Genomic DNA, 25,089 nt, shown 5'->3' on the forward strand with positions numbered 1-25,089 from the left:
TGCAGAATTTGTCCGGCAGCCCCAAAGGACCGCCCATGAATCTGCCCCCCCGCCAACAACAAATCCTCGAACTGGTGCGCGAACGCGGCTATGTCAGTATCGAGGAAATGGCGCAGCTATTCGTTGTCACTCCCCAGACCATCCGGCGCGACATCAACCAGCTTGCCGAGCTCAACCTGCTGCGCCGTTACCACGGCGGTGCGGCTTACGATTCGAGCATCGAAAATACCGCCTACGCCATGCGTGCCGACCAGATGCGCGACGAAAAACAGCGCATTGCCGACGCCGTGGCCCGGCAGATTCCCGACCATGCCTCGCTGTTCATCAACATCGGCACCACCACCGAGTCGATTGCACGGGCGCTGCTCAACCACAGCCACCTGAAAGTCATCACCAACAACTTGCATGTGGCTGCGATCCTGGCCGCCAAGGACGATTTCGAAGTGCTGGTGGCGGGTGGCACGGTGCGCCGAGATGGTGGTGTAGTCGGCCAGGCCAGTGTCGATTTCATCAACCAGTTCAAAGTCGACTTCGCTCTGGTGGGCATCAGCGGTATCGACGAGGATGGCAGCCTGCTCGATTTCGACTATCAGGAAGTGCGCGTGTCGCAAGCCATCATTGCCAATGCCCGACAAGTGATTCTCGCGGCTGACTCCAGCAAGTTCGGGCGCAATGCCATGGTACGTCTGGGCTCAATCGACCTGGTCGACTGCCTGGTGACCGACCAGGCTCCTACCCCACCCCTTACCCAATTGTTGAACCAGAACAAGATCAGGCTTGAGGTGGTTTAAGGCTTGTGGGCGCATGCCGCCAGGTTCGTGGCGGCTGTGAAACCATGCGCCGCCCGCGCGGCGCATCGCCAGCGAAGCTAACGCCTGCACCTGTTTCGGGCCAGTTATTCCTGAGGTAGAGGCGCGTCCTAACCAAAACCCAAGCCGTACCCTCCTGAATTTTCATAAATGTTCACTTTATTGTCATTTGATCAGTTTTTTCTATAGAGACTGGCTAGCGACTGGCTTTCTATTGCGCTAGTATTTTCGCAAACGAACATTAATGTTCATATTCGATATGAACAGCACCAGGAGGCCTTGCCCGTGTCCCAGCCAGTTTCGTCCCAGCCCCCAACAGCCGACTGCTATGACCTTGCCGTGATCGGCGGCGGCATCAATGGCGTGGGCATTGCTGCCGACGCCGCTGGGCGCGGCTTGAAGGTCTTCCTTTGCGAAAAGGACGACCTGGCCCAACACACGTCATCAGCCAGCAGCAAACTGATTCACGGTGGCCTGCGCTACCTGGAGCACTACGAATTTCGCCTCGTCCGCGAGGCCCTGGCTGAACGTGAAGTGCTGCTGGCCAAGGCGCCGCACATCGTCAAACCTATGCGCTTCGTGCTTCCGCACCGCCCGCACCTGCGCCCTGCCTGGATGATCCGCGCCGGCTTGTTCCTCTACGACCACCTGGGCAAGCGCAAGCGCCTGGGCGCCTCGCGTAGCTTGCGCTTCGGCCCGGGCTACCCCCTGAAACCGGCAATCACCCGGGGCTTCGAATACGCCGACTGCGCTGTCGATGACGCCCGCCTGGTGGTGCTCAACGCCATGGCTGCCCGTGAGCTAGGCGCACATATCCACACCCGCACACGCTGCTTGCGCGCCGAACGTGTAGAAGGCTTGTGGCAGGTAGAACTGCAGCACGCCGATGGCAGCCTCCAGACAATCCATGCCCGCGCACTGGTCAACGCCGCTGGCCCCTGGGTGGCCAGCTTCATCAAGGACGACCTCAAGCTCGATGCGCCTTACGGCATCCGCCTGATCCAGGGTAGCCACATAATCGTGCCGCGCCTGTATGAAGGCGAACATGCCTACATTCTGCAGAACGAAGACCAGCGCATCGTTTTCTGCATCCCGTACCTGGACCGCTTTACCCTGATCGGCACCACTGACCGGGAATACAGCGGCGACCCGGCCATGGTCGCCATTACCGAGCAGGAAACACATTACCTGTTGAAGGTGGTCAACGAGCACTTCAACCATCAACTGAGCCCAGCCGACATCCTGCATACCTACTCCGGCGTTCGGCCATTGTGCAACGATGAGTCGGACAACCCTTCGGCGGTGACCCGGGACTACACACTCGCGCTTTCGGCAGAGGAAGGCCAGGCACCGCTGCTGTCAGTGTTCGGCGGCAAGCTCACCACCTACCGCAAGCTGGCCGAATCGGCCATGGTTGAACTCAAGCCCTTCTTCACCCAGATGCGCGGCGCCTGGACTGCCAGTGCGCCACTGCCGGGCGCAGAGGGCATGACAACGGTACAGGCGCTGATCGATGCCGTGCTGGCACGTTGCGGCTGGTTGCCTGTTGACCTGGCCAAACGCTGGGTGCTCACCTACGGCAGCCGCGTGTGGCGGCTGCTCGATGGCGTTCACGGCCCCGAGGACCTCGGGCAGGCTATCGGGGCCGGGCTGTTCACCCGCGAGGTGGACTACCTGCTGGAGGAGGAATGGGCAGAGCAAACCGCTGACATTATCTGGCGTCGCACCAAGCTGGGCCTGTCGCTGACCGCGCAGGAGCAGAGGGCTCTGGAGGCGTATCTGCAGCAAGCCCGCAAGGTGCGCGCGAATAGTCGCGCAGCCTGATATCGACGGTGAAGCCCTCTTGACTCATCAAGGGGGCGTATTCGCCCAGCGCTCATAGGCTTCACGGGCCAAACGCGCCAGCAGCGCCCGCTCGCTGCGATCGTAATCAGTCTTCAGTGCTTCACAGCGTTGCAGAAACTCGTTTTCGCTAATCACTTGCTCATCTACCTGAGCCTGTAGGGCCTCCATGCGCTGGTGCAGTGGCTGTGCCAGTTCTTCAAATCGCTGCGCATGAAACTCTCGCGCGTATTGCTCCCAGAAAGGCCGCTGTGCCAACGAGGCTATCAGGGCATCCGTCGACTCATTTTGCAAAACCGCGTCCTGGACTCGCAGCACGTCGCTGGTGGTTACGTTTGCAAAACCCGGGTAATGCATTTCGTCGAGCTCGATCGGCAAGCCCAAGGGACGCGCAAGCCGCTGTCGGTAAAAAAGCCGTGTCTCGATTTCATCGATATGTGGAGCGTGCTCGGCATGCATGCGTTGCACGTGCAACGTCGCGTGACGGTCGACCTCGTCCAGGCGAAACAAACCACGCGCCAGGCTTAACAAACGAGCTTCCATCCGACTGCCATGAGCATCTTCGACGGCGCGCAGCACCAGAACCCCAAGTTCCATCTGCTCCAGCAACAGCAGCAGGCGGTCTTCACAACTGCGCCGGCCAGATGCCTCGAGAAACAACTGATGACGCAACTGCTCGTGCTGCTCACACGTTTCCAGAATCCGCCAGATACGGCTGCGGTAATGCCCTGGATGTTGTTCAAAGTCCTCGCCGTGGACGAAGTCTGCCAGAAAGCGAAACATTCCATCTGACTGCGGTTCCTCAAGCAGCGCTGTCCATATGGCCTGCTGGCGATCACGCTCGGCGTCGGCTGTACTGTTGGCCCAGGTGTTGAAAAGATCACTGTCAATGGCGCGATGGCGTGCGGACGCAGACCCCCACTGCCCCGGGGTTACACCTCGAGCCTCATCGAGCAGCAATGCGTCAGCTTCGCCTATTGGATTATCGTGCAAGGACAACTGGTGCACCTGCAGGCGCAGCTGCTGCACCTCTCGGCGCAGTGTGCGGATGTTGTTGTTACGCAAGTCTATGTGGGCACGAAATGAAATCCGCTCAGGCAACGCCTCAAGGCCGGCAGAGCGCAGGTTGACTTCACGCAAATTGCCCAGGCGCGTCAGTACCGGCGCCCTTCCCAGCGGGTTGTGGCTGAGGTCGAGGTACCGCAGCGCGCTCATTCCGGCAAGACGCAACTCACCGGCCTCATCCATGATCACGCTGTTGCGGCGCAGGTTTAGCTGCCGCAGGCGGGGCATATGTTCAATGCCGTGAGGGATCGCAGTCAGGCGATTGCCGGACAGGTCGAGCTCAATCAGGTTGGGAAAACGTCGAAGAAAGTCCCCATTGATTTCACCAAGGCGCAGGTCACTGAGGATCAGCCGTCGCACATGATCAAAGCTCACCCCCTCCGGTAATTCGGGCAGACTTCCGATACGCTCTCCGCTGATGATCAGCGCGTAGTCCCCAGCCTCGTCGGTTATCTTGCGCCGCCAGCTTCGCCGAACGGCAGTAGCGACCCGACGGCGGCGCAGCGCGTCCAGTGGGTTACTGGCATCCCTGCGCCACTGGCGCAGGCTCTGACGCAGGCGTGCCAACTGCCCCGTGAGCTGGCTGTAGTGCTCCCACAACCCTACTCGCCGCTCCATGAGGTCAAGCAGATAGGCTTGTAGCTCCCCGTCTGTCATTGTCGGAAACACTTGGTGAATACCACGCCCTATGGCACGCCGACTGCTCTCCCCTCGCCCACTCAAGGCATACCCGATACGCCCATCCCCCAACCGGGTCGGGGGTCGCAGGCCAACGCCCATACGGGGCATGCCACAGAGCTCAGCCGCTTGGGTACGATCACCGGCAGCGGCCTCGATCAGCAACGAGCCCAAGGCGCCTGGACTGACAGCAGCATCGCCGAGATCGGCTGTGTGCGTCTCGTCCAGCGCAGACAGCAGTGCCGCCAGGTAGGGGCCGGATGCGCCTTGACCGGCATAGCGGTAGCCGTCGCCGCGGCGCACGATACACCGTACATCCTGCGCAGACTCAGCGCCGATACCGGCCAGATACCGCCCACTCGGGCTACCTTCGCGCAGTTCGATGCGCAGGGCGTCCGGCCATTTCAGCTGGCGCTTGAGCAAGCCCAACGCCAGGCGTTCGGTGTCGGGATTGACGCAACGCGGCAGGCGCAGACCCGCGCATGCCCTGTCCAGACGGCTTTCGCGCAGCGACCATCGTGCGCGCTCGGCCACTGCCAGAGGGACCCGCTGTGCAGCGCTGAGCGTATCAAGCTGCGCACCACTGCATTGCTGAAGCAGCTCACGCGTACAGCGAGCCGACAGGCCCGGGAAAGTGCGCTGCAATATCCGCTCGATGCCATTGGGCTGCACTTGCCGGGCAGCAACGTACTGCGCCAGTTGCGGCGCGCTGAAATCCGGGTGTAATGCATGTGCCTGATAAAGCTCCAGGGCATCGAGCAACCGTGCAGGTGCACCCATGTGTTCGACGTGCAAACGGCGAATCTGCGCCTCACTCAGCCCTGTCACCTGGAGCAGATAGTCGCATGTCGCTTCCGGTAGCTCTGCCAGGGGCGTACTCAGGCGGCGTACCAGATTGGCCCGCCCTTCCCAGTATTGGGGAGCTTCGAGTTCATGGCGCCAGCCGCCGGCGCCATTCTGCTCGATCACAGGCCGATAGGCACTGGGACGACCAGGGTGCAGGATCCTGGAGCGACCATCCTGCGGGTCCTCCATCACCCGATAGCGGCCGCTATCGAGGTGCCATAACCATTCCTGTGCGCCGACACCACGCAAAGGTTGGGCATCGTAACCCGGTAGATCCATGGCCATGAGCTTGACCTTGCCTGCGGAGGTGCACACCGGTGCCAAGTCATCCACAAAGGCCAGACGCTCAAGGGCACGCACGGCCACTTGGCTGCCGGCTGCGATCATCCCGCCGACCACCACGTTTTCGGCAACGTTGAACAGGTGGTTCAACGCCCCTTCGCGATCACCTATGCGCCAATCTGCATATCCTTCATAAACCTCGTCAGCGATCTGAACCGCGTTTGCCACCAGCAGCACCTCGCCAAGTACCGGCACGAAGGCCCCCGCCACGCTCAGCAAATTCATACCCAGCTCTTTGTAGCCCTGCATGCGCGCTTCGCGGTCTTCGTCATCTTCGACATCGGTGGGCACCGCGAGCACCTTGGCGTCATCCTTGATCTTGGCGAGGTATTGCCGGCGCAGGTGTACGAATGGCGCGTCAGCGATCGGTGCAGAACGGGCGTCGAGTTCCACCCCGGCTGTCGATGCCTGCGCGACCCGTTCGTTCAATACCCGATAGAAATTGATGCGCTCACGCTCGGTAATGAAGCGCGCGAAAAAGCGCCGATAGGCCGGCGCACGGAAGCGCTTACCGAGGTACTTGTCGAGTGCATCCCAGCTGGCATGACGGGAGACGGGCTGATGAGGGTCATCGGGTATCCAGAGCACCACCGACGCCACTGCGCCATCAGCTGAGGGACGCACTTCCAGCGCCAGCACGCCTTGAACCGGGCGGCCCAGCAGGTACAACTGCCGGGGGACCACAGTGCCAACCAGCGCAGGCACCACCGGTTTTTCGGCAATATGTGGCAACAGAAGAAAATACGTGCGTTCGTCAATGTCCTGTTTCAACGCAGCGATCCGCATCGCCACCTCGAAATGGGCCTTGAAACTCGCTTCGAACAGCCCGTGCAAGCGGGAAATGGCCTGGCCCGGCTCATCCTCCGGGCCGTCTTCAGGCTGCAGATGGTGCGTGAGCAACGCTTGGTACTTGCCACCTGCATCGACCTCGCGACACGCGGAGGCAAACGCGTGGAAGCTCATCGGCAGGCGGTTACCATTGCCATCGACCAGTTCCCCTCTGCGCATCAGCCCGGGGCGTGTCTCCCTGCGATGATAGTTATGCAGCGCCGCCTCCAGCAACGACCGCCTGGAGCGGCGAACATAGGTAGGCCGCAGCAGCGCAGGCGAAGCGCTGGGCAGCAACAGACGCTGCGAGACCCGTACCTTCCAGCCCGTCACGTCCGGGTTGCTGAGGCCGCTCTTGCGCAGTTTCGTTTTGAGCAACTCTGCTGCGTAGGCCTGCAAAGAAGGGATGGCCTGGAGGATCGGGCCAAGCCGCGCATTGCAGTGCGCCTGGCGACGCAGGGCGTTACGTAACGCATCGAGCCTTTCCGGTTGCACGTGGTCGACTAGCCATCCAGGCAAGTTTTGGGCAATCAGGCTATCGATGGAATCGCTCGGGGGCTGGTGCGGTGACATCTGTGAAGCTCTCCAGACAAAGAGGAGAGCACACTACGTCTGCGCCCTTGCCGCGCACTGCATAGTTACCACACGCGATACCTGGATGTGCGGCAGCCCGCGCGTTCGGATAACCGAACGAGAAAACGCTATTTATTCGGCCTGGCGAACCCCGGAGAGCTGTCGAGACTGTCAAGCGCGAGCAATACAAGCGGTTTAAGGTCGACAGCAGGGCTTGGCACGAGTCATGCTCTACACTTGGTAGCCGAATGCACCCGCTTCTTGCTGTATTCGTTGAACGAAGAGTCCGCCAACGGCTCCATAAAAAAAACAAACACGTCGAGGAAAATTTGATGCGTATCGTTCGTCAATTGCTGGGCGCAGCCATCGCGGCTGCAGTCATCGCTTCGCCGGCCATGGCCGAGGAGCTCACCGGCACCCTGAAGAAGATCAAGGAATCGGGCACCATCACGCTGGGGCACCGCGACTCCTCCATTCCATTTTCCTACCTGGCCGGCAAACCCGAGCCCGTCGGTTATTCGCATGACATCCAGCTGGCTGTCGTCGACGCGCTGAAGAAGCAACTGGGCACGGACATCAAGGTCCGTTACAACCTGGTCACCTCGCAAACCCGTATTCCGCTGGTGCAGAACGGCACCGTCGACCTGGAGTGCGGCTCCACCACCAACAACGTCGAGCGCCAACAACAGGTCGGCTTCTCGGTCGGCATCTTCGAAGTCGGTACCCGCCTGTTGACCAAGGTCAAGGACGGTCAGCCTGCATACAAAGACTTCCCGGACCTGGCCGGCAAGAACGTGGTGACCACCGCCGGTACCACCTCCGAGCGCATCCTCAAGGCGATGAACGCCGACAAGCAGATGAAGATGAACGTGATTTCCGCCAAGGACCACGGTGAAGCCTTCAACATGCTCGAAAGCGGCCGCGCCGTGGCCTTCATGATGGATGACGCCCTGCTCGCCGGTGAAATGGCCAAGGCGCGCAAGCCAAAAGACTGGGTCATCACCGGTACGCCACAGTCGTATGAAATCTACGGCTGCATGGTGCGCAAGGAAGACGCTGCGTTCAAGAAAGCGGTCGACGACGCCATCGTTGCCTACTTCAAGTCGGGCGAAGTCAACAAGAGCTATGACAAGTGGTTCATGCAGCCGATCCCGCCTAAAGGTCTGAACCTCAACTTCGAGATGAGCGACGAGCTGAAAAAACTGATCGCCGAGCCAACCGACAAGGCTGCGGACGAGAAGAAGTCCTGATCCTCAGTAAATAGTGGCCTGGTGCTCACAAGCACGAATCAATTCTGCAGGCCACTCATTAGTGTCTAACCTTTCATCCGAGGGCGCCTTGCGCCCCCGGATGCTCGAAGGTGCCCGTGAAACAACCGTCTGAGGGGAAATCCCGATGAATTACAACTGGGACTGGGGCGTGTTCTTCAAGTCCACCGGCGTGGGCAGCGAAACCTATCTGGACTGGTACTTCACCGGCCTGGGCTGGACCATCGCCATCGCCATCACCGCCTGGATCATCGCGCTGCTGCTGGGGTCACTCCTCGGCGTCATGCGTACCGTGCCGAACCGCCTGGTATCGGGTATCGCCACCGCCTACGTGGAACTGTTCCGCAACGTGCCACTGCTGGTGCAACTGTTCATCTGGTACTTCCTGGTACCGGACCTGCTGCCAGAAGGCTTGCAGGAATGGTTCAAGCAGGACCTCAACCCGACCACTTCGGCGCTGATCAGCGTGGTCATCTGCCTGGGCCTGTTCACCGCCGCACGCGTCTGTGAGCAAGTACGTACCGGTATCCAGGCGCTGCCCAAGGGCCAGGAAGCTGCCGCCCGTGCCATGGGCTTCAGCCTCCCGCAGATCTACAAAAATGTGCTGCTGCCGCAGGCCTACCGGATCATCATTCCGCCGCTCACCTCCGAGTTCCTCAACGTGTTCAAGAACTCCTCGGTGGCGTCGCTTATCGGCCTGATGGAGCTGCTGGCGCAGACCAAACAGACCGCTGAGTTTTCCGCCAACCTGTTCGAGGCGTTCACCCTGGCCACGCTGATCTACTTCACCCTGAACATGGGCCTGATGCTGCTCATGCGCATGGTCGAGAAGAAAGTTGCCGTGCCTGGCCTGATCTCCGTGGGGGGCAAGTAAATGGAAATGGATTTCAGCGAAATCATCCCCGCCCTGCCTGCCCTCTGGGACGGTATGGTCATGACCCTCAAACTGATGGTCATGGGAGTCATCGGCGGTATCGTGCTGGGCACCATCCTGGCCCTGATGCGCCTGTCGTCGAGCAAACTGCTGTCGAACCTGGCCGGTGCCTACGTCAACTACTTCCGCTCGATCCCGCTGCTGCTGGTGATCACCTGGTTCTACCTGGCGGTGCCGTTCGTGCTGCGCTGGATCACCGGCGAAGATACCCCGGTGGGTGCCTTCACCTCCTGCGTGGTCGCCTTCATGATGTTCGAGGCCGCGTACTTCTGCGAAATCGTCCGCGCCGGCGTGCAGTCGATCTCCAAGGGCCAGATGGGCGCCGCACAAGCACTGGGCATGAACTACGCGCAGACCATGCGCCTGATCATCCTGCCCCAGGCCTTCCGCAAGATGACCCCGCTGCTGCTGCAGCAGAGCATCATCCTGTTCCAGGACACCTCGCTGGTGTACACCGTGGGCCTGGTCGACTTCCTCAACTCGGCTCGCTCCAACGGCGACATCATCGGGCGCTCCCATGAGTTCCTGATCTTCGCCGGCGTTGTCTACTTCATCATCAGCTTCACCGCTTCGTGGCTGGTCAAGCGCCTGCAAAAAAGGATCACCGTATGATTTCCATCAAGAACGTCAACAAGTGGTACGGCGACTTCCAGGTACTGACCGATTGCAGCACCGAGGTCAAGAAAGGTGAGGTAGTGGTGGTCTGTGGCCCGTCGGGCTCGGGCAAGTCCACCCTGATCAAGTGCGTCAATGCACTGGAGCCGTTCCAGAAGGGCGACATCGTGGTCGATGGCACCTCGATTGCCGACCCGAAGACCAACCTGCCCAAGCTGCGCTCGCGAGTGGGCATGGTGTTCCAGCACTTCGAGCTGTTTCCGCACCTGACCATCACCGAGAACCTGACCATTGCCCAGCGCAAGGTCCTGGGCCGCAGCGAGGCAGAAGCCACCAAGAAAGGCCTGGCCCTGCTTGACCGTGTAGGCCTCAGTGCCCATGCCAAGAAACACCCTGGCCAGCTCTCTGGTGGCCAGCAGCAGCGCGTGGCAATCGCCCGCGCCCTGGCGATGGACCCGATCGTCATGCTGTTCGACGAACCCACCTCGGCACTGGACCCGGAAATGGTCAGCGAGGTACTGGACGTGATGGTGCAACTGGCCCACGAAGGCATGACCATGATGTGCGTAACCCACGAAATGGGCTTTGCCCGCAAAGTCGCCAACCGGGTCATCTTCATGGACAAGGGCAGTATCATCGAAGACTGCACCAAGGAAGAGTTCTTCGGTGACCAGAGCGCCCGCGACCAGCGCACCCAGCACTTCCTCAGCAAGATCCTGCAGCACTGACCCGGCCACAGCTTCCGCTGCCAGGGACCACCAGGCAGCGGAAGCTGGTCGTTACAAGGCCACTGTGATGAAATGCGACCCCTCGCTACTTCGCCCTGCCAAGCCTGCCGTGAATTCCCGCCTGATCCGTCAATTGCTGTTACCGCCGCTGATCATCCTGCTGATGGTCGGCCTGGGAATGGCTGGCTACCTGATCAGCGAGAGCAACGGCATCCGCACCCTCAGCGAAAACGGTGAACGCCAGCTGGAGCTGCACGCACGCACGGTCGAAAGCGAAATCAGCAAGTACACCTACTTGCCGAGTCTGCTGGAGCTGGAAGACAGCGTCTCGCACCTGCTCACCGACCCGGACGGCGGCTCACGCCAGACGGTCAATGAATACCTTGAAGGCCTGAATCGTCGCAGTCGCAGTCGGGCCATCTTCGTCCTCGACACCAATGGCCGGGTGCAGGCCACCAGCAACTGGCGCGATGCCGACTCGTTCCTGGGTGAAGACCTGTCGTTCCGCGCCTACTTCCAGACTGCCGTGCGCGGCGAACCCGGGCGTTTCTACGGCATCGGCAGTACCACGGGCGAGGCCGGCTATTACCTGGCCCATGGGCTTGAGGAGCACGGCAAGATCATAGGCGTTGCGGTGATCAAGGTGCGCCTGGACACCCTCGAGGAGCGCTGGCAGCGTGCCCGCCTGGAGGCGTTCGTCAGCGACGAGAATGGCATCATCATCCTCTCCAGCGACCCGGCCCGGCGCCTTAAGTCGGTGCGCCCGCTGACCCCGCAAATCAAGGAGCGCCTGGCGCGAAGCCTGCAGTACTACTGGTGGCCGCTGAACGAATTGCAGCCTCTGGCCCGGGAGACCCTGGCCGATGGCGTGGAAAAACTGACCTTCCCGGCCAACACCGAAACCGCTCATGGCAAGCCGCACGAAGTGGCCTACCTGGCGCAAACCAGGCGCCTGGTCGACACGCCCTGGCATTTCACCCTGCTGACCCCCCTGCAGGACCTGCGTCGCGAGTCCATGGTGCAGGGCATTCTGGTGGGCGTGGCCTTTGCCTTGCTGGCGATCCTCGGCATTGCCTGGAACGAGCGGCGCAAAGTGATCGCCACCCGCCTGGCGGCCCGCGAAGCCCTTGAAGAAGCCAACAGCCAGCTGGAGCGGCGGATTGCCGAACGCACCGCCGACCTGCGCGCCAGCAACGAACGCCTGAAGGGCCAGATTCGCGAGCGCCGGCACGCCGAGCAGACCTTGCGCCACGCCCAGGATGAGCTGGTGCAGGCGGGCAAGCTGGCCGCCATCGGGCAGATGTCCACCAGCATTGCCCACGAGCTGAACCAGCCACTGGCTGCGCTGCGCACCTTGTCTGGTAATACTGTGCGTTTCCTTGAGCGCGGGGCGCTGGAAACCGCCAGTACCAACCTGCGCACCATGAATGACCTGATCGACCGTATGGGCCGCATCACCGCCAGCCTGCGCTCGTTCGCCCGGCGCGGCGATGACAGCGGCCAGGCTTCACTGGCCAAGGCGGTAGAGGCCACCCTGCAGGTGCTGGCCAACCGCATCAGTGCCTGTCACTTGAAATTGCACCACCAGTTCGAGGACCAGCAACTGGCCATCGACCAGACCCGCCTGGAGCAGATTCTGGTCAACCTGATCGGGAATGCCCTTGACGCCATGGCCGCGCAACCGCAGCCTGAGCTGTGGCTGGAAGGCGAGGTGCAGGGTGACAAGTACCGTTTGCAGGTGCGCGACAACGGCCACGGTATCGACGCCGAGGCGCGCAAGCACCTGTTCGAACCCTTCTTTACCACCAAACCGGGCGAGCATGGCCTGGGCCTGGGCCTGACCCTGTCGGCGAGCCTTGCCGCCGCCGCCAAGGGAAGCCTCAACGTCGAGCATCCCGCCACCGGCGGCACGGCCTTCGTCCTGGCCCTGCCTCTGGTTTTCCCCCCTAGCGAATCGGCAGAGCATCCATGAACCAAGCGCCTCTTACCGTCCTGATCGTCGAAGACGACCCGCATGTGCTGCTCGGCTGCCAGCAGGCGCTGGCCCTGGAGGATATCGCCTGCGAGGGCGTAGGCAGTGCCGAACAGGCGCTGGAACGCATCGGCGACGACTTCGCCGGCATTGTCGTCAGCGATATCCGCCTGCCGGGTATTGATGGCCTGGAGCTGCTCAATCGCCTCAAGGCCCGTGACCGCAGCCTGCCGGTGGTGCTGATCACTGGCCATGGCGATATCGACATGGCCGTTGGCGCCATGCGTAACGGCGCCTACGACTTCATGGAAAAACCGTTCTCCCCCGAGCGCCTGGTCGACGTGGTACGCCGCGCGCTGGAACAGCGCGGGCTTTCACGCGAAGTGGTGGCCCTGCGCCGCCAGCTGGCTGAACAGAGCAGCCTGGAGGGACGCATCATTGGTCGCTCGCCGGCCATGGAGCACTTGCGCGAACTGATCGCCAACGTCGCCGACACCTCAGCCAATGTGCTGATCGAAGGCGAGACCGGCACCGGCAAAGAGCTGGTCGCACGCTGCCTGCACGACTTCAGCCGCCGCCAGGGCCACCCATTCGTGGCGCTGAACTGCGGAGGCCTGCCGGAAAACCTGTTTGAAAGCGAGATATTCGGCCACGAGGCCAACGCCTTCACCGGTGCCGGCAAGCGCCGTATCGGCAAGATCGAGCACGCCAATGGCGGCACGCTGTTCCTCGATGAAGTGGAGAGCATGCCGATCAACCTGCAGATCAAGCTGCTGCGCGTACTGCAGGAGCGCACCCTGGAGCGACTGGGCTCGAACCAGAGCATCCCGGTGGATTGTCGGGTGATCGCCGCGACAAAGGCTGACCTCGATGCGTTGGGCCAGAGCGGCCAGTTCCGTAGCGACCTGTATTACCGGCTGAACGTGGTCACCCTGGAGCTGCCGCCGCTGCGTGAGCGCCGTGAAGACATCCTGCAGTTGTTCGAGCATTTCCTGCAGCAGTCGGCCCTGCGCTTCGACCGGGAAACACCGACACTGGACAGCCAGACCCTGTCGCGCCTGATGGCCCATGACTGGCCGGGCAACGTGCGCGAGTTGCGCAACGTGGCCGAACGCTATGCCCTCGGCCTGCCAGCGTTCAAGAAAGGCCCCAGCGGTGGTGCCAACCAAGGCCTGCTTTTTGCCGAGGCGGTGGAAGCATTCGAACGCAACCTGCTCACTGATGCCCTGCAACGCACCGGCGGCAACCTGAGCCAGGCCAGCCAGGAACTGGGCATGGCCAAGACCACGCTGTTCGACAAAGTGAAAAAATACGGCCTCGGCTGACTTGAACCCGAACTGGAAAGCCTGAGATCGGTGCAGCACCGGTGGGAGCGGGCAAGCCCGCGAAGCAGCCAGCGCGGATTTCAGAGCCCTGCGATGTGCGTGACCGCTTGCCTATGCGCCTGCAAATAAGGCAACACCGCCCCCAGCAGCGGCGCCTTGAACGGCTCCTGGAACCGATGCGCCAGCCCCGGGATCAAGCGCAACTGGCTGCCCTGGATATGCGCCGCCAGGTGCACGCCATGCATCACCGGCAATAACGGGTCAGCCGTACCGTGTACCACCAGGGTCGGCACTCGCAACTGGTTGAGCAACTCCACGCGACTCGGCTCGGCCAGTATCGCCATGATCTGGCGCTTGGCCCCGTCAGGGTTGAACGCCCGGTCATAGGCCTGCGCCGCCTGTTGCAGCAACACGTCACGGTCGTCGTGTACTTCCGGGCTGCCCAAGGCCGCCAGCAGGTCGGCCTGCTGCTCGATAGCCACTTCGCGGTTCGGTGCGCTGCGCCGGGCCAGCAGCTGCACCAACGCCGGGTCCGGTGCCGGCAGCCCCGCCGCCCCTGAACTGGACATGACCAGCGTCAGGCTGCGCACACGCTCGGGCGCCATCGCCGCCAGATGCTGGGCAATCATGCCGCCCATGCTCACCCCCAAGACATGAAACTGGCGCACGCCCAACGCGTCCATCAGGCGCACGCCGTCATCTGCCATATCAGTCAGCGTATAGGGCGCCGACACTGGCAGGCCCAGCTTGTAACGCAACAGCTCAAGCGTCAGGTTGGCGTGCGGTGGCACCTGGTTCCAGCGTGACAGGCCGACATCGCGGTTGTCATAGCGGATCACCCGAAAACCCTGGCGGCACAATGCCTCGACCACGTCGTCCGGCCAATGAATCAGCTGCCCGCCCAGGCCCATGACCAGCAGCAAGGCCGGGTCGCGTGGCGCACCGACGCTCTGGTACACCAGGCTGACGGCCCCCAGTTCGGCACGCTGCACCGGCACATGGGCGTCACAGCGCTGTTCGGCGAAACTCGCAGGTGCGCTGAACAGGAAGAAAAGAAAAAGCCAAAAAGCCCGCATGAAAGAAACACCAGAATGCAGATCCCCAGTAGAGCGCGAGTCTGATGAATTCTGTTCGGGCGCGCTGCCACAGTTCGGTGACAGTTTCATGACTCCCGCCAGGCGGTGCGACGATCGCCCAGTCGACAGATGTAGCATCATGAGAGAAACTCAACTCATTACCTGGTTCCTCTATTCCATACCCCGGAGTCATCTGTGCTGGAGATCCGTCACCTGAAAACCCTTCATGCCCTGCGCGAAGCCGACAGCCTGGTGGAGGCCGCCGAACGCCTGCACCTGACCCAGTCGGCGTTGTCGCACCAGTTCAAGGAGCTTGAAGAGCGCCTGGGCCTCCCGATTTTCGTGCGCAAGACCAAGCCGATCCGCTTCACCAGCGCCGGGCTGCGTCTACTGCAACTGGCCGATGCCACCCTGCCGTTGCTGCGCAGTGCCGAACGTGACATTGCACGTCTGGCCGGAGGCACTGCCGGACGCCTTCACATGGCTATCGAATGCCACAGCTGCTTCCAGTGGCTGATGCCGACCATCGACCAGTTCCGTGATGCCTGGCCGGAAGTGGAACTGGACCTGGCCTCCGGCTTTGCCTTCGCCCCGCTGCCGGCCTTGGCCCGTGGCGACCTTGACCTGGTGGTGACCTCCGACCCGGTGGACCTGGCAGGCATCACTTATGTGCCGCTGTTCACCTACGAGGCGATGCTGGCAGTGGCCAACCAGCACCCGCTGGCCAGCAAGCCTTACATCGTGCCGCAAGACTTGCTCGATCAGACGCTGATCACCTATCCGGTGGAACGCGATCGCCTGGACATCTTCACCCGCTTCCTGGAGCCGGCCGATATCGAGCCAGCCGCCGTGCGCACCTCGGAGCTGACGGTGATGATGATGCAGCTGGTGGCCAGCGGCCGTGGCGTATGCGGCATGCCGCATTGGGCGCTGCACGAGTACAGCTCGCGCGGCTATGTGAAGGGCAAACGCCTGGGCGAGAAAGGCCTGTTTGCCACGCTTTATGCCGCCGTGCGCACCGATATGCTCGATGCCCCGTACATGCGCGACTTTTTGCTGACGGCCAAGGACACCTCGTTCGCCACCCTCGACGGTGTCAGCGCGGTGCGTTGAGCGCCTGGCGATACAGCGGCAGGATCAAGTCGCGGGTCAGGGGGGCCAGTTGCATGACGGGCGCCTGATCTGCTGCCAGCCAGACCACCTCCTCGATCTCTGCGGCCGGCACCACAGCAGCGGCGCTGTCGACACGGAACAGTTCAGCTTGCACTTCGAAGCCCGGCTCGTTGGCGGCGGGGGCACTGAACTGGCCCAGGTGCACGGCCTGAGCCGGGTCGATGCGCAGGCCCAGTTCCTCGTGCAACTCGCGCACCAGCGCCTGTACCGGCGTTTCACCGGCATCGATCTTGCCGCCTGGCTGCATGAAAGCCTCGGTGCCACGCTTGCGCACCAGCAGGGTGCGGCCCTGAGGGTCGATCAGCAGGGCAGCGGCGATGCGGATGATGTTGGGCATGGGGGTGGGCTCGCTGAAAAAATGACCCGCGAGGATCCCATGGGGTCATTGGCCTGACAAGGCCGGTCATTCCTGTGCCGGCCTGACAGGCCAACTGGGCGTTACACGTATCTGGTCGAGGCGGCACGCTATTGAGCAGGTTCGAAAATCTTGATCACAGCACGTCCCCCCTGTAGGAGCGGGTTCACCCGCGAATGCGATGGTGAGGCTCCCGACGCATTCGCGGGTAAACCCGCTCCTACAGCGGTATGCGTTGCACCCAGGCAATTCGGCTCGGGTCGAGAATGATTTTCGCTACCCCGATTTTAATTTGCAGCGCCCGGCAACTTGGCTATGGTCGGGGTTTGCCCCCAGGCCCTGAGCCTGACCGCGCCATCGCAAGGACCCTGTATGAGCCTGTCACTTCTCAGTCGCTATGCCTTCTTCGCCGCCTGCGTGCTGTTCACCCTGGCGAGCATCCCCTTCAGCCACCACGAATGGTTGTGGCCGTTCACCCTGACCACTGGCATCCTCAGCCTGGTCGGCCTGTTCGATTTACTGCAGCAGCGCCACGCCGTACGCCGTAACTACCCGGTTCTTGGCAACATCCGCTATCTGGTCGAGGCCATTCGCCCGGAAATCCGCCAGTACCTGCTGGAGTCCGACAGCGATGCCCTGCCCTTCTCCCGCGCCCAGCGCTCGCTGGTGTATGCCCGGGCGAAGAACGAAGCCTCGGACAAACCTTTCGGCACCCTGATCGACGTATATGAATCCGGTTTCGAGTTCATCGGCCACTCCATGCGCCCGGCACCACTGGCCGACCCGGCCAGCTTCCGCGTTATCGTTGGTGGGCCGCAGTGCAGCCAGCCGTATTCGGCCTCGATCTTCAACATTTCGGCCATGAGTTTCGGCTCGCTCAGTGCCAATGCCATCCGTGCGCTCAACCAGGGCGCCAAGCTGGGCAACTTCCACCACGACACCGGCGAGGGCAGCATCAGCCCTTACCATCGCGAGCACGGCGGTGACCTGGTGTGGGAACTGGGCAGCGGCTACTTCGGGTGCCGCACGCCGGATGGGCGCTTCGATCCCGAACGCTTCGCCGCCCAGGCGCGCAGCCCTCAGGTGCGCATGATCGAGATCAAGATGAGCCAAGGTGCCAAGCCCGGCCACGGCGGCATACTGCCCAAACACAAGGTCACACAGGAAATTGCCGAAACCCGTGGCGTGCTGATGGGCGAGGATTGCATCTCCCCGTCGCGCCACAGCGCCTTCTCGACACCGATCGAAATGATGCAGTTCATCGCCCAGTTGCGTGAGCTGTCCGGCGGCAAGCCGGTGGGGTTCAAGTTCTGCCTGGGCCACCCGTGGGAATTCATGGGCATCGCCAAGGCCATGCTGGAAACCGGCATCCTGCCCGACTTCATCGTCGTCGATGGCAAGGAAGGTGGCACTGGCGCAGCGCCCGTGGAGTTCACCGACCATATCGGCGTACCCCTGCGTGAAGGCCTGCTGTTCGTGCACAACACCTTGGTCGGCCTGAACCTGCGCGACAAGATCAAGCTGGGCGCCAGCGGCAAGATAGTCAGTGCCTTCGACATCGCCAGCGTGCTGGCCATTGGTGCCGACTGGGCCAACTCTGCACGCGGCTTCATGTTCGCCATCGGCTGTATCCAGTCGCAAAGCTGCCACACCAACAAGTGCCCGACCGGCGTGGCCACACAAGATCCGTTGCGCCAGCGTGCGCTGGTGGTGCCCGACAAAGCCCAGCGGGTGCTGAACTTCCACCACAACACCTTGCGTGCCTTGGCAGAAATGCTGGCGGCGGCAGGCCTGGAGCACCCGGCTCAACTGGAGGCCAAGCACCTGGTGCGGCGCATTTCGGCCACCGAGATCAAGCTGTTCTCGCAGATGCATGTGTTCTTGAAGCCAGGTGAGTTGCTGACCGGCGAGGTGAACGGGCAGTTCTATTCGCGGATGTGGCAACTGGCTCGGGCGGACAGTTTCGAGCCGCACAGCGAAGTGGCGGCCTGACGGAACGCTGGGGCCGCAAAGCGGCCCCACGTCAGATCAGGAGGCGGTACTCGTCACACCTTGTGCGTCTTTCGGCGCCAGGCGGAGCGTGTAGTACAGCACCGTCAGCAGCACCAGGAACGCCGGGCCGATGTACAGGGCCACACGCGTATCCTCGAAGTACGCCATCAGCCCGACCACCAGCACCAGGAAGGCCAGCGCCAGATACGAACTCAGCGGCCACAGCCACATGCGGTACTTCAGTGCCTTGCGCTCGGCAGTGGTAAGGCCGGCGCGGAACTTCAGCTGTGCCAGCAAGATCATCACCCAGGTCCAGATCGCACCGAAGGTGGCGATCGAGGTTACCCAGACGAAGACCTTTTCAGGCACCAGGTAGTTGGCCAGCACGCCCAACAGCAACGCGCCGATCGACAGCAGCAGCGCATTGCGTGGCACGCCGTTCTTCGAGGTACGGGCGAAGGCCGCCGGCGCCTGGCCGTTCTGTGCCAGGCTATAGAGCATGCGCCCGGTACTGAAGATGCCGCCATTGCACGACGACAGCGCCGCCGTGATGACCACGAAGTTGATGATGCCGGCGGCGGTCTTGATGCCGAGGCGCTCGAAAGTCATGACGAACGGGCTGCCCTGGCTGCCGATTTCGTTCCAAGGGTAAATCGACAGGATCACGAACAACGCCCCGACGTAGAACAGCAGGATGCGCCAGAACACCGAGCCGATGGCCTGCGGAATGGTCTTTTGCGGGTTGCGTGCTTCACCTGCGGTGAGGCCGATCATTTCCACGCCCAGGTAGGCGAACATCACCATCTGCAGCGACATCAGCACGCCAGTCACACCATTGGGCATGAACCCGCCATAACTCCACAGGTTGGAGATACCGACTGCGACACCGTCATTGCCAAAGCCGAAGGCAATGATGCCGATGCCGCCGAGGACCATGGCGATGATGGTGACGATCTTGATCAGCGCGAACCAGAACTCGAATTCACCAAAAGCCTTCACCGCCACCAGGTTGATCGCGCCCATGCTGCCCAGTGCCGCCAGGGCCCAGATCCAGCGCGGTACGTCGGGGAACCAGATGCCCATGTAGATGGCCACTGCAGTAATTTCGGCAACACAGGTCACCAGCCACAGGAACCAGTAGTTCCAGCCGGTCAGGAAGCCCGCCAATGGGCCGAGGTAATCCTGGGCATAACGGCTGAAAGAGCCGGCGACAGGGTTATGCACGGCCATTTCACCGAGCGCGCGCATGATCACCAGGATGGCCAGGCCACCGATGATGTAAGACAACATGATGGCTGGGCCGGCCATTTCGATCGCCTTGGCCGAACCGAGGAAAAGACCGACACCGATACAGGCGCCCAGCGCCATCAAGCGGATGTGCCGTTCGCCCAGTTCACGCTTGAGCGGGCCGCCTTCAGTGGCCTGGCCGTGGGCAGAGTGGTTGCCGACTGGCATAGCAATACAACCTCATTTTGTTATTGGATTTGACCTTCGTGCAGCCGCGACCATGCCGATAGGCGTGGCGTTGGCTTGCCAGGCTGGCCTTGTGGGCCTGCCCATGTGCCGGACTAGAGCGCCCGGCAGGGCGAAGGGGGCCAGCAGTATAGGAAGACCGTTGTAGGTGTTTTCACTGTATATATGCAGAAATTTGGCTAGAACTCTGGGGCCGCTTCGCGCCCAAAGAATTGCCAAGGCACCATAGCAACATCGTCCGTTGAAGAAACCCACACCAAAGCCGTATAGCCCCACACCACTTTTTCCAACTTCCTACAAATTTTTCACCCTATCCACTCAACGTCTAAGCTTCAGACAAGCAAGACGAAAACACTTGGCCGGATAGAAGACTATGGGCGCACTGTGGCAATCGGAACCCAGCAGAACGGAAGCTCCCGAGATACCTCAGGCCGAGACGCCACAATCCAAGTCCCCCCGTCAGCGTCGGCTATGGTGGTGGCTGATCATCCTCATCCTGCTGGTGGCACTGGTAGCCATCGCTGTTGCCGCGTATAACGAATTCCGTACCTCCGAACTACAATCGCGCGAGTTCAGCAGACTGGCCGGTACACTGACCTACTCGCTGCAACCCGGTCCCAGCGATGCCATCGTCTACCCCGGTGATGGGCCGTTCGACAAACGCCTGGGCTATAGCGCCCTGGGTGAATTCCTGCCACGCCTGCTCAAGCGCGACTACCTCATCAGCGAACAGGTGAAGTTTTCACCCGCATTGATGAACTACGTCGATCATGGGCTGTTCGCGCCCTATATCGAGAAGATCCAGGCCGGCCTGTCGATCACCGATTGCCGCGGCGACACGCTGTACCAGTACAACTACCCCCAGCACCTGTACCCGGACTTTGCGGCGATACCTCCCGTAATAGTCAACAGCTTGCTGTTCATCGAAAACCGCGACCTGCTGGATACCGACGACCCACGTAACAACCCGGCTGTGGACTGGCCACGCTTTGCCAAGGCCGCCTACAGCCAGGTCGCCAAGTACCTGGCCCTGCCCGGTCAGTCTGCCGGCGGCAGCACCCTGGCCACCCAGCTGGAAAAATATCGCCACTCACCGGATGGCCTGACGGTGTCGGGCGCGGAGAAGATCCGGCAGATGATTTCTGCCAGCGTGCGTGCCTACCAGGGCGGCCCCGACACCACCGAGGCACGCCAGCGTATCGTGCGCGACTACCTCAACAGCGTACCGCTGTCGGCCGTGCCTGGGCATGGTGAGGTACATGGCATGGCCGAGGGCCTGCGGGTGTGGTACGGCGCCGACTTCGACCAGGTCAACCAGGCCCTGAACGCCACCGCCACCGACTCAGAGAGCATGGCCGCGCGTGGCCTGGCCCTGCGCCAGGTGCTGTCGCTGATGATTGCCCAGCGCCGTCCCTCGTATTACTTGTCCAAGGGCCGGGTCGAGTTGGCCGAACTCACCGACTCGCACATTCGCGTGCTTGCCGCCAACAAGGTCATCGATCAGCCGCTGGCCGATGCCGCACTGGTCAGCAAGGCGGTGTACCGCGACTGGGTAGCGCAGCCGACCATCGTACCGATCATCACCAACAAGGGCATCAGCCTTGCGCGCAACCGTCTGTCGGCCATGCTCAACCGCCCACTGTACGACCTCGACCGCCTTGACCTGTCAGCCACCAGTACCTTGCAGGCCGACCTGCAACTGCAGGTCAGCCAGTACCTGAAAAACCTCGCCGACCCGGCGTTTGCCGCACAGATCGGCCTGATCGGCGAGCGACTGCTCACCGCCAAGACCACCGACCAGGTGAGCTACAGCTTCACCTTGTTCGAGCGCACCGCCGATGGTTCGCGGGTGCGGGTGCAGACCGACAGCACCAACCAGCCCTTCGACATCAACGAAGGCAGCAAGCTGGAGCTGGGCTCAACCGCCAAGCTACGGGTACTGACCACCTACCTGGAGATTATCGCCGAGCTGCACGACAAGTACGCCGGCAAACCTGCCGCCGAGCTGAAGAAGGTCGAAGTGGCCGAACTCGACCGCATCACGCAATGGTCGCTGGAATGGCTGGCGCAGAACAGCAAGAACCAGAGCCTGGACGCCATGCTCGACGCCGCGCTGGAACGCAAGTACTCGGCCAACACCGGCGAAGGGTTCTTCACTGGCGGCGGGATGCATGTGTTCAACAACTTCCGCAAGGAAGACAACAACCGCAACCCGACACTCAAAGATGCACTGCGCGAGTCGATCAACCTGCCGTTCATCCGCCTGATGCGCGACCTCGTGCGCTACGTGACTTACCAGCAACCATACAACCGCGTGGCGCTGCTCAAGGACGACGCCGACCCGCGCCGCCAGGAGTACCTTGCGCGCTTCGCCGACAAGGAGGGCACCAAATACCTGATGCGCTTCTGGAAAAAGTACCAGCGTAGAACCTCGCAACAACGCCTGGACACCTTTATCGACAGCATGCGCGTGACCCCACAGCGGTTGGCGGCAGTACACCGCTACCTGTTCCCCGAGGCAGGCCAGGAAACCTTCAACGCATTCGTGCGTGCCCACCTCAAGGATGACAAGAAGGTGCTGGGCAAACTGACCGATGGCCGTCTGTCAGAGATGTACGCTGCTTATGGCCCGGGCAAGTACGACCTGCCCGACCAGGGTTACATCGCCAAGGTCCACCCGTTGGACCTGTGGCTGCTTGGCTACCTGCTGAAGCACCCAGGCTCGACACTGACCGAAATGATCAATGCCAGCCGTTTCGAACGCCAGGAGGTATATGGCTGGCTGTTCAAGAGCCGCCACCAGAGCGCCCGTGACAGCCGCATCCGCACCATGGTCGAGATCGAAGCCTTCCTCGACATCCACCAGCGCTGGAAACGCGTGGGCTATCCATTCAACCACCTGGTGCCTTCATTGGCCACGGCCATCGGCAGCTCCGGCGACCGCCCCGCTGCCCTCTCCGAACTGGTCGGGATCATCCAGAACGACGGTATTCGCCTGCCAACCTTGCGCATCGACACCTTGCACTTTGCAGCCAACACACCCTACGAGACCAAGTTGATCACAGACCCGGACCGCGGCGTGCGCATTCTGCCGGTCGAAGTGGCGCGTGCGCTCAAAGGCGCCATGTCGCAAGTGGTCGACGCAGGTACCGCGCGGCGTATTTCCGGCAGCTTCAAGCTGCAGGACGGCACGCCACTGGTGATGGGCGGCAAGACCGGTACCGGTGACAACCGAATCGAAAGCTTCGGCGCCGGCGGCCGGCTGATCGGCTCGCGCTCGCTGAACCGCACCGCCACCTTCGTGTTCTTCCTCGGCGACAACCATTTCGGCACGCTGACCGCCTTCGTGCCGGGTCGCACGGCAGAAGCGTTCAAATTTACCTCGGCGCTGCCAGTGCAGGTGCTCAAGGGCATGGCACCGATCCTCATGCCATACCTGCAGCCAGGCAACCCGAATGAGTGCAAGCCGCCACAGGTTGCCGTGCACACACCGCCGTCGACAGGTAACACATCGACTGAGTAGATGATAATCATCAGCATTAAATGGCTTGTCTTTAGATATATCTTGAGTAATATCTTACGATATATCGCAAACGACGGAGCCCTTTCCTTATGCGCGAACATACCCCTCATGATCCCTTCGAGCGGCGCCCCGGCCGTGGCGAGCGCGGCCCGCGTGTCTTCGCCCCTGGTGACCTCAAGCTGCTGATGCTGGACTTGCTGGCCGAGCAACCCGGCCACGGTTACGACCTGATCCGCCAGATCGAGAACTTGTTCGAAGGCAGCTACAGCCCAAGCCCCGGGGTGATCTACCCCACGCTGAACTTTCTTGAAGAAGCCGAACTGATCAGCGGCCAGGTGCAGGGCAGCAAACGCCTGTATGCCATCACCGATGCCGGCCGCAGCGCCTTGGCGGATCAGGCGGTAGCCCTGGATGGCGTGCGCATGCGCATCGAGGTCAGCAAACGCGCCCTGCGCGGCCACGACCGCCCGCCAGAGATTCATGAAGCGGTCGGTAATTTGCGTCATGCACTACACATGCACAGCGGCCGCTGGACCGCGGAAGAAATCGAACGGGTCCGTGACCTGCTCAACCATGCCGCCACGGCCATCGCCTCCGGGCCAACCGAACCTTTCAGGGAGACGCCCCATGAGTGACACCATTCACCGCGTAAACCACGAGATCCGCCAGCGCCGTCTGCAGGTGCTGCGGGTCACCGAGCTGACCCCGCGCATGCGCCGGATCACCTTGGGGGGTGCCGAGCTGCAAGGCTTTACCAGCATGGGCAGCGACGACCATATCAAGCTGCTGTTTGCCGAAACGCCGGAGCAACAACAGGCCATCGAGGCCCGTAATATGGGTAAGGACGGTGGCGCGCGGCCCACCATGCGCGAGTACACACCGCGGCGCATCGACCTGGTGGCAAATGAGCTGGACATCGACTTCGTGCTGCACGGCGACGGCCCTGCCTCTACCTGGGCCGCGCAAGCCGCGCCCGGGCAAACCCTGGACATCGCAGGGCCAAGGGCCTCGCTGGTGGTGCCGGATATTTTCGACAGCTACCTGCTGATCGGTGATGAAACTGCTATCCCGGCCATTGGCCGTCGGCTGGAGGAGTTGCCGGCGGGCCGCCAGGTGCTGGCAGTGATCCAGATCGAAGACGAGCACGAGCGCCAGCCGCTGCCAAGCAAGGCCCAGGTGGAAGTGATCTGGGTACGTCGCCAGGAGGAAGACTTGTTGGCACTGGTGCGGAACCTGAGCTTGCCGCAAGGCCGGCTGTATGCCTGGGTGGCGCTGGAAAAAGCCCTGACTCGCCAGGCCAAGGCGCTATTGCTGGAGAAAGGGGTGCCGGAAGATGCGCTAAAGGCTGCGGCCTACTGGCGGGCCAACGGGACTGCGGACGACGAGTGATCGTGATTGCCTGATCTGCCGTCTTCGCGGGCAAGCCCGCTCCTACACTGATCGGGGATGGACACAAATCGGTGGTTGGACACAAATCGGTGGTTGGACACAAATCGGTGGTTGGGCACAAATCGGTGGTTGGACACAAATCGGTGGTTGGGCCCAAATCGGTGGTTGGACACAAATCGGTGGGTGGACACAAATCGGTGGTTGGGCACAAATCGGTGGTTGGGCCCAAATCGGTGGTTGGACACAAATCGGTGGGTGGACACAAATCGGTGGGTGGACACAA

General features: G+C 61.9%; 17 protein-coding genes. 13 read left to right on the forward strand and 4 right to left on the reverse strand.

The window, feature by feature from the left end:
• The first annotated feature begins 35 nt into the window (after positions 1-35).
• Together glpR and glpD are read left to right on the forward strand one after the other, a co-directional pair.
• On the forward strand, positions 36-791 hold the full coding sequence (gene glpR / locus ACF8EF_RS20815; RefSeq protein ID WP_176683657.1) for a DNA-binding transcriptional repressor GlpR: 756 nt from the start codon (positions 36-38) through the stop codon (positions 789-791).
• Between the two features lie 303 nt (positions 792-1,094).
• The gene (gene glpD, locus ACF8EF_RS20820) at positions 1,095-2,633 is read left to right on the forward strand and encodes a glycerol-3-phosphate dehydrogenase (RefSeq protein ID WP_176683658.1); all 1,539 of its coding nucleotides are present in this window, start codon (positions 1,095-1,097) and stop codon (positions 2,631-2,633) included.
• Positions 2,634-2,660: 27 nt separating this feature from the next.
• Here the strand turns inward: glpD and ACF8EF_RS20825 are convergent, their stop codons facing one another.
• Positions 2,661-6,983, reverse strand: a complete 4,323-nt coding sequence (locus ACF8EF_RS20825) for an NEL-type E3 ubiquitin ligase domain-containing protein (protein ID WP_392460665.1) — start codon at positions 6,981-6,983, stop codon at positions 2,661-2,663.
• A gap of 332 nt (positions 6,984-7,315) precedes the next feature.
• Between ACF8EF_RS20825 and ACF8EF_RS20830 the strand changes: the two genes are divergently transcribed.
• The 6 genes from ACF8EF_RS20830 to ACF8EF_RS20855 all read left to right on the forward strand — a co-directional run bounded on the left by ACF8EF_RS20830 (position 7,316) and on the right by ACF8EF_RS20855 (position 13,825).
• Positions 7,316-8,233 (forward strand): glutamate/aspartate ABC transporter substrate-binding protein, encoded by a 918-nt coding sequence (locus tag ACF8EF_RS20830; protein WP_176683660.1) that lies wholly within the window; start codon positions 7,316-7,318, stop codon positions 8,231-8,233.
• A gap of 145 nt (positions 8,234-8,378) precedes the next feature.
• Complete coding sequence (locus tag ACF8EF_RS20835; RefSeq protein WP_176683661.1) at positions 8,379-9,125, forward strand: amino acid ABC transporter permease; 747 nt, start codon at positions 8,379-8,381, stop codon at positions 9,123-9,125.
• Positions 9,126-9,797, forward strand: coding sequence for an amino acid ABC transporter permease (locus tag ACF8EF_RS20840; RefSeq protein ID WP_176683662.1), 672 nt, complete (start codon positions 9,126-9,128; stop codon positions 9,795-9,797).
• Complete coding sequence (locus tag ACF8EF_RS20845; protein WP_012273899.1) at positions 9,794-10,528, forward strand: amino acid ABC transporter ATP-binding protein; 735 nt, start codon at positions 9,794-9,796, stop codon at positions 10,526-10,528. Before ACF8EF_RS20840 ends, ACF8EF_RS20845 begins: the two co-directional genes overlap by 4 nt.
• Positions 10,529-10,595: 67 nt before the next feature.
• Complete coding sequence (locus ACF8EF_RS20850; protein WP_339443738.1) at positions 10,596-12,500, forward strand: ATP-binding protein; 1,905 nt, start codon at positions 10,596-10,598, stop codon at positions 12,498-12,500.
• Complete coding sequence (locus ACF8EF_RS20855; protein ID WP_339443739.1) at positions 12,497-13,825, forward strand: sigma-54 dependent transcriptional regulator; 1,329 nt, start codon at positions 12,497-12,499, stop codon at positions 13,823-13,825. Before ACF8EF_RS20850 ends, ACF8EF_RS20855 begins: the two co-directional genes overlap by 4 nt.
• Positions 13,826-13,905: 80 nt before the next feature.
• Here ACF8EF_RS20855 and ACF8EF_RS20860 read toward each other — a convergent pair whose 3' ends face one another.
• Positions 13,906-14,901 (reverse strand): alpha/beta fold hydrolase, encoded by a 996-nt coding sequence (locus ACF8EF_RS20860; RefSeq protein ID WP_176683664.1) that lies wholly within the window; start codon positions 14,899-14,901, stop codon positions 13,906-13,908.
• 195 nt (positions 14,902-15,096) lie between these two features.
• On the opposite strand from ACF8EF_RS20860, the gene metR reads away from it, so the two are divergent.
• Positions 15,097-16,014, forward strand: a complete 918-nt coding sequence (gene metR / locus ACF8EF_RS20865) for a transcriptional regulator MetR (protein WP_003254981.1) — start codon at positions 15,097-15,099, stop codon at positions 16,012-16,014.
• Here the strand turns inward: metR and ACF8EF_RS20870 are convergent.
• Positions 15,998-16,411, reverse strand: a complete 414-nt coding sequence (locus ACF8EF_RS20870) for an NUDIX domain-containing protein (RefSeq protein WP_176683665.1) — start codon at positions 16,409-16,411, stop codon at positions 15,998-16,000. The two genes, metR and ACF8EF_RS20870, sit on opposite strands and share 17 nt — an antisense overlap.
• A gap of 390 nt (positions 16,412-16,801) precedes the next feature.
• Between ACF8EF_RS20870 and ACF8EF_RS20875 the strand changes: the two genes are divergently transcribed.
• Entirely contained in the window at positions 16,802-18,421 is a 1,620-nt protein-coding gene (locus tag ACF8EF_RS20875; protein WP_028697979.1) for an FMN-binding glutamate synthase family protein, read from the forward strand.
• Positions 18,422-18,457: 36 nt separating this feature from the next.
• Here the strand turns inward: ACF8EF_RS20875 and ACF8EF_RS20880 are convergent, their stop codons facing one another.
• On the reverse strand, positions 18,458-19,876 hold the full coding sequence (locus ACF8EF_RS20880) for an amino acid permease (protein WP_176683667.1): 1,419 nt from the start codon (positions 19,874-19,876) through the stop codon (positions 18,458-18,460).
• Positions 19,877-20,267: 391 nt separating this feature from the next.
• Here ACF8EF_RS20880 and ACF8EF_RS20885 point away from each other — a divergent pair, with 391 nt between their 5' ends.
• From ACF8EF_RS20885 to ACF8EF_RS20895, 3 genes are all read left to right on the forward strand, one after another.
• Positions 20,268-23,417 (forward strand): transglycosylase domain-containing protein, encoded by a 3,150-nt coding sequence (locus ACF8EF_RS20885; RefSeq protein WP_392460666.1) that lies wholly within the window; start codon positions 20,268-20,270, stop codon positions 23,415-23,417.
• Positions 23,418-23,506: 89 nt separating this feature from the next.
• A complete protein-coding gene (locus tag ACF8EF_RS20890) occupies positions 23,507-24,052 on the forward strand; it encodes a PadR family transcriptional regulator (protein WP_176683669.1) in 546 nt (181 codons plus the stop codon).
• Positions 24,045-24,806: a siderophore-interacting protein gene (locus ACF8EF_RS20895; protein WP_209967736.1), complete on the forward strand. Its 762-nt coding sequence runs from the start codon at positions 24,045-24,047 to the stop codon at positions 24,804-24,806. The genes ACF8EF_RS20890 and ACF8EF_RS20895 overlap by 8 nt, the downstream gene beginning before the upstream one ends.
• The last annotated feature ends 283 nt before the right edge of the window (positions 24,807-25,089 follow it).

Origin of the sequence: Pseudomonas sp. zjy_15 (assembly GCF_043101865.1) — a bacterium.
GTDB lineage: Bacteria > Pseudomonadota > Gammaproteobacteria > Pseudomonadales > Pseudomonadaceae > Aquipseudomonas > Aquipseudomonas putida_Y.

Bases quoted from the DNA above. Each gene is read 5' to 3' on its own strand.
- glpR (WP_176683657.1), top strand. From the start codon at position 36: ATGAATCTGCCCCCCCGCCAACAACAAATCCTCGAACTGGTGCGCGAA.
- ACF8EF_RS20825 (WP_392460665.1), bottom strand. From the start codon at position 6,983: ATGTCACCGCACCAGCCCCCGAGCGATTCCATCGATAGCCTGATTGCC.
- ACF8EF_RS20830 (WP_176683660.1), top strand. From the start codon at position 7,316: ATGCGTATCGTTCGTCAATTGCTGGGCGCAGCCATCGCGGCTGCAGTC.
- ACF8EF_RS20835 (WP_176683661.1), top strand. From the start codon at position 8,379: ATGAATTACAACTGGGACTGGGGCGTGTTCTTCAAGTCCACCGGCGTG.
- ACF8EF_RS20840 (WP_176683662.1), top strand. From the start codon at position 9,126: ATGGAAATGGATTTCAGCGAAATCATCCCCGCCCTGCCTGCCCTCTGG.
- ACF8EF_RS20845 (WP_012273899.1), top strand. From the start codon at position 9,794: ATGATTTCCATCAAGAACGTCAACAAGTGGTACGGCGACTTCCAGGTA.
- ACF8EF_RS20850 (WP_339443738.1), top strand. From the start codon at position 10,596: ATGAAATGCGACCCCTCGCTACTTCGCCCTGCCAAGCCTGCCGTGAAT.
- ACF8EF_RS20855 (WP_339443739.1), top strand. From the start codon at position 12,497: ATGAACCAAGCGCCTCTTACCGTCCTGATCGTCGAAGACGACCCGCAT.
- ACF8EF_RS20860 (WP_176683664.1), bottom strand. From the start codon at position 14,901: ATGCGGGCTTTTTGGCTTTTTCTTTTCTTCCTGTTCAGCGCACCTGCG.
- ACF8EF_RS20870 (WP_176683665.1), bottom strand. From the start codon at position 16,411: ATGCCCAACATCATCCGCATCGCCGCTGCCCTGCTGATCGACCCTCAG.
- ACF8EF_RS20875 (WP_028697979.1), top strand. From the start codon at position 16,802: ATGAGCCTGTCACTTCTCAGTCGCTATGCCTTCTTCGCCGCCTGCGTG.
- ACF8EF_RS20880 (WP_176683667.1), bottom strand. From the start codon at position 19,876: ATGCCAGTCGGCAACCACTCTGCCCACGGCCAGGCCACTGAAGGCGGC.
- ACF8EF_RS20885 (WP_392460666.1), top strand. From the start codon at position 20,268: ATGGGCGCACTGTGGCAATCGGAACCCAGCAGAACGGAAGCTCCCGAG.
- ACF8EF_RS20890 (WP_176683669.1), top strand. From the start codon at position 23,507: ATGCGCGAACATACCCCTCATGATCCCTTCGAGCGGCGCCCCGGCCGT.
- ACF8EF_RS20895 (WP_209967736.1), top strand. From the start codon at position 24,045: ATGAGTGACACCATTCACCGCGTAAACCACGAGATCCGCCAGCGCCGT.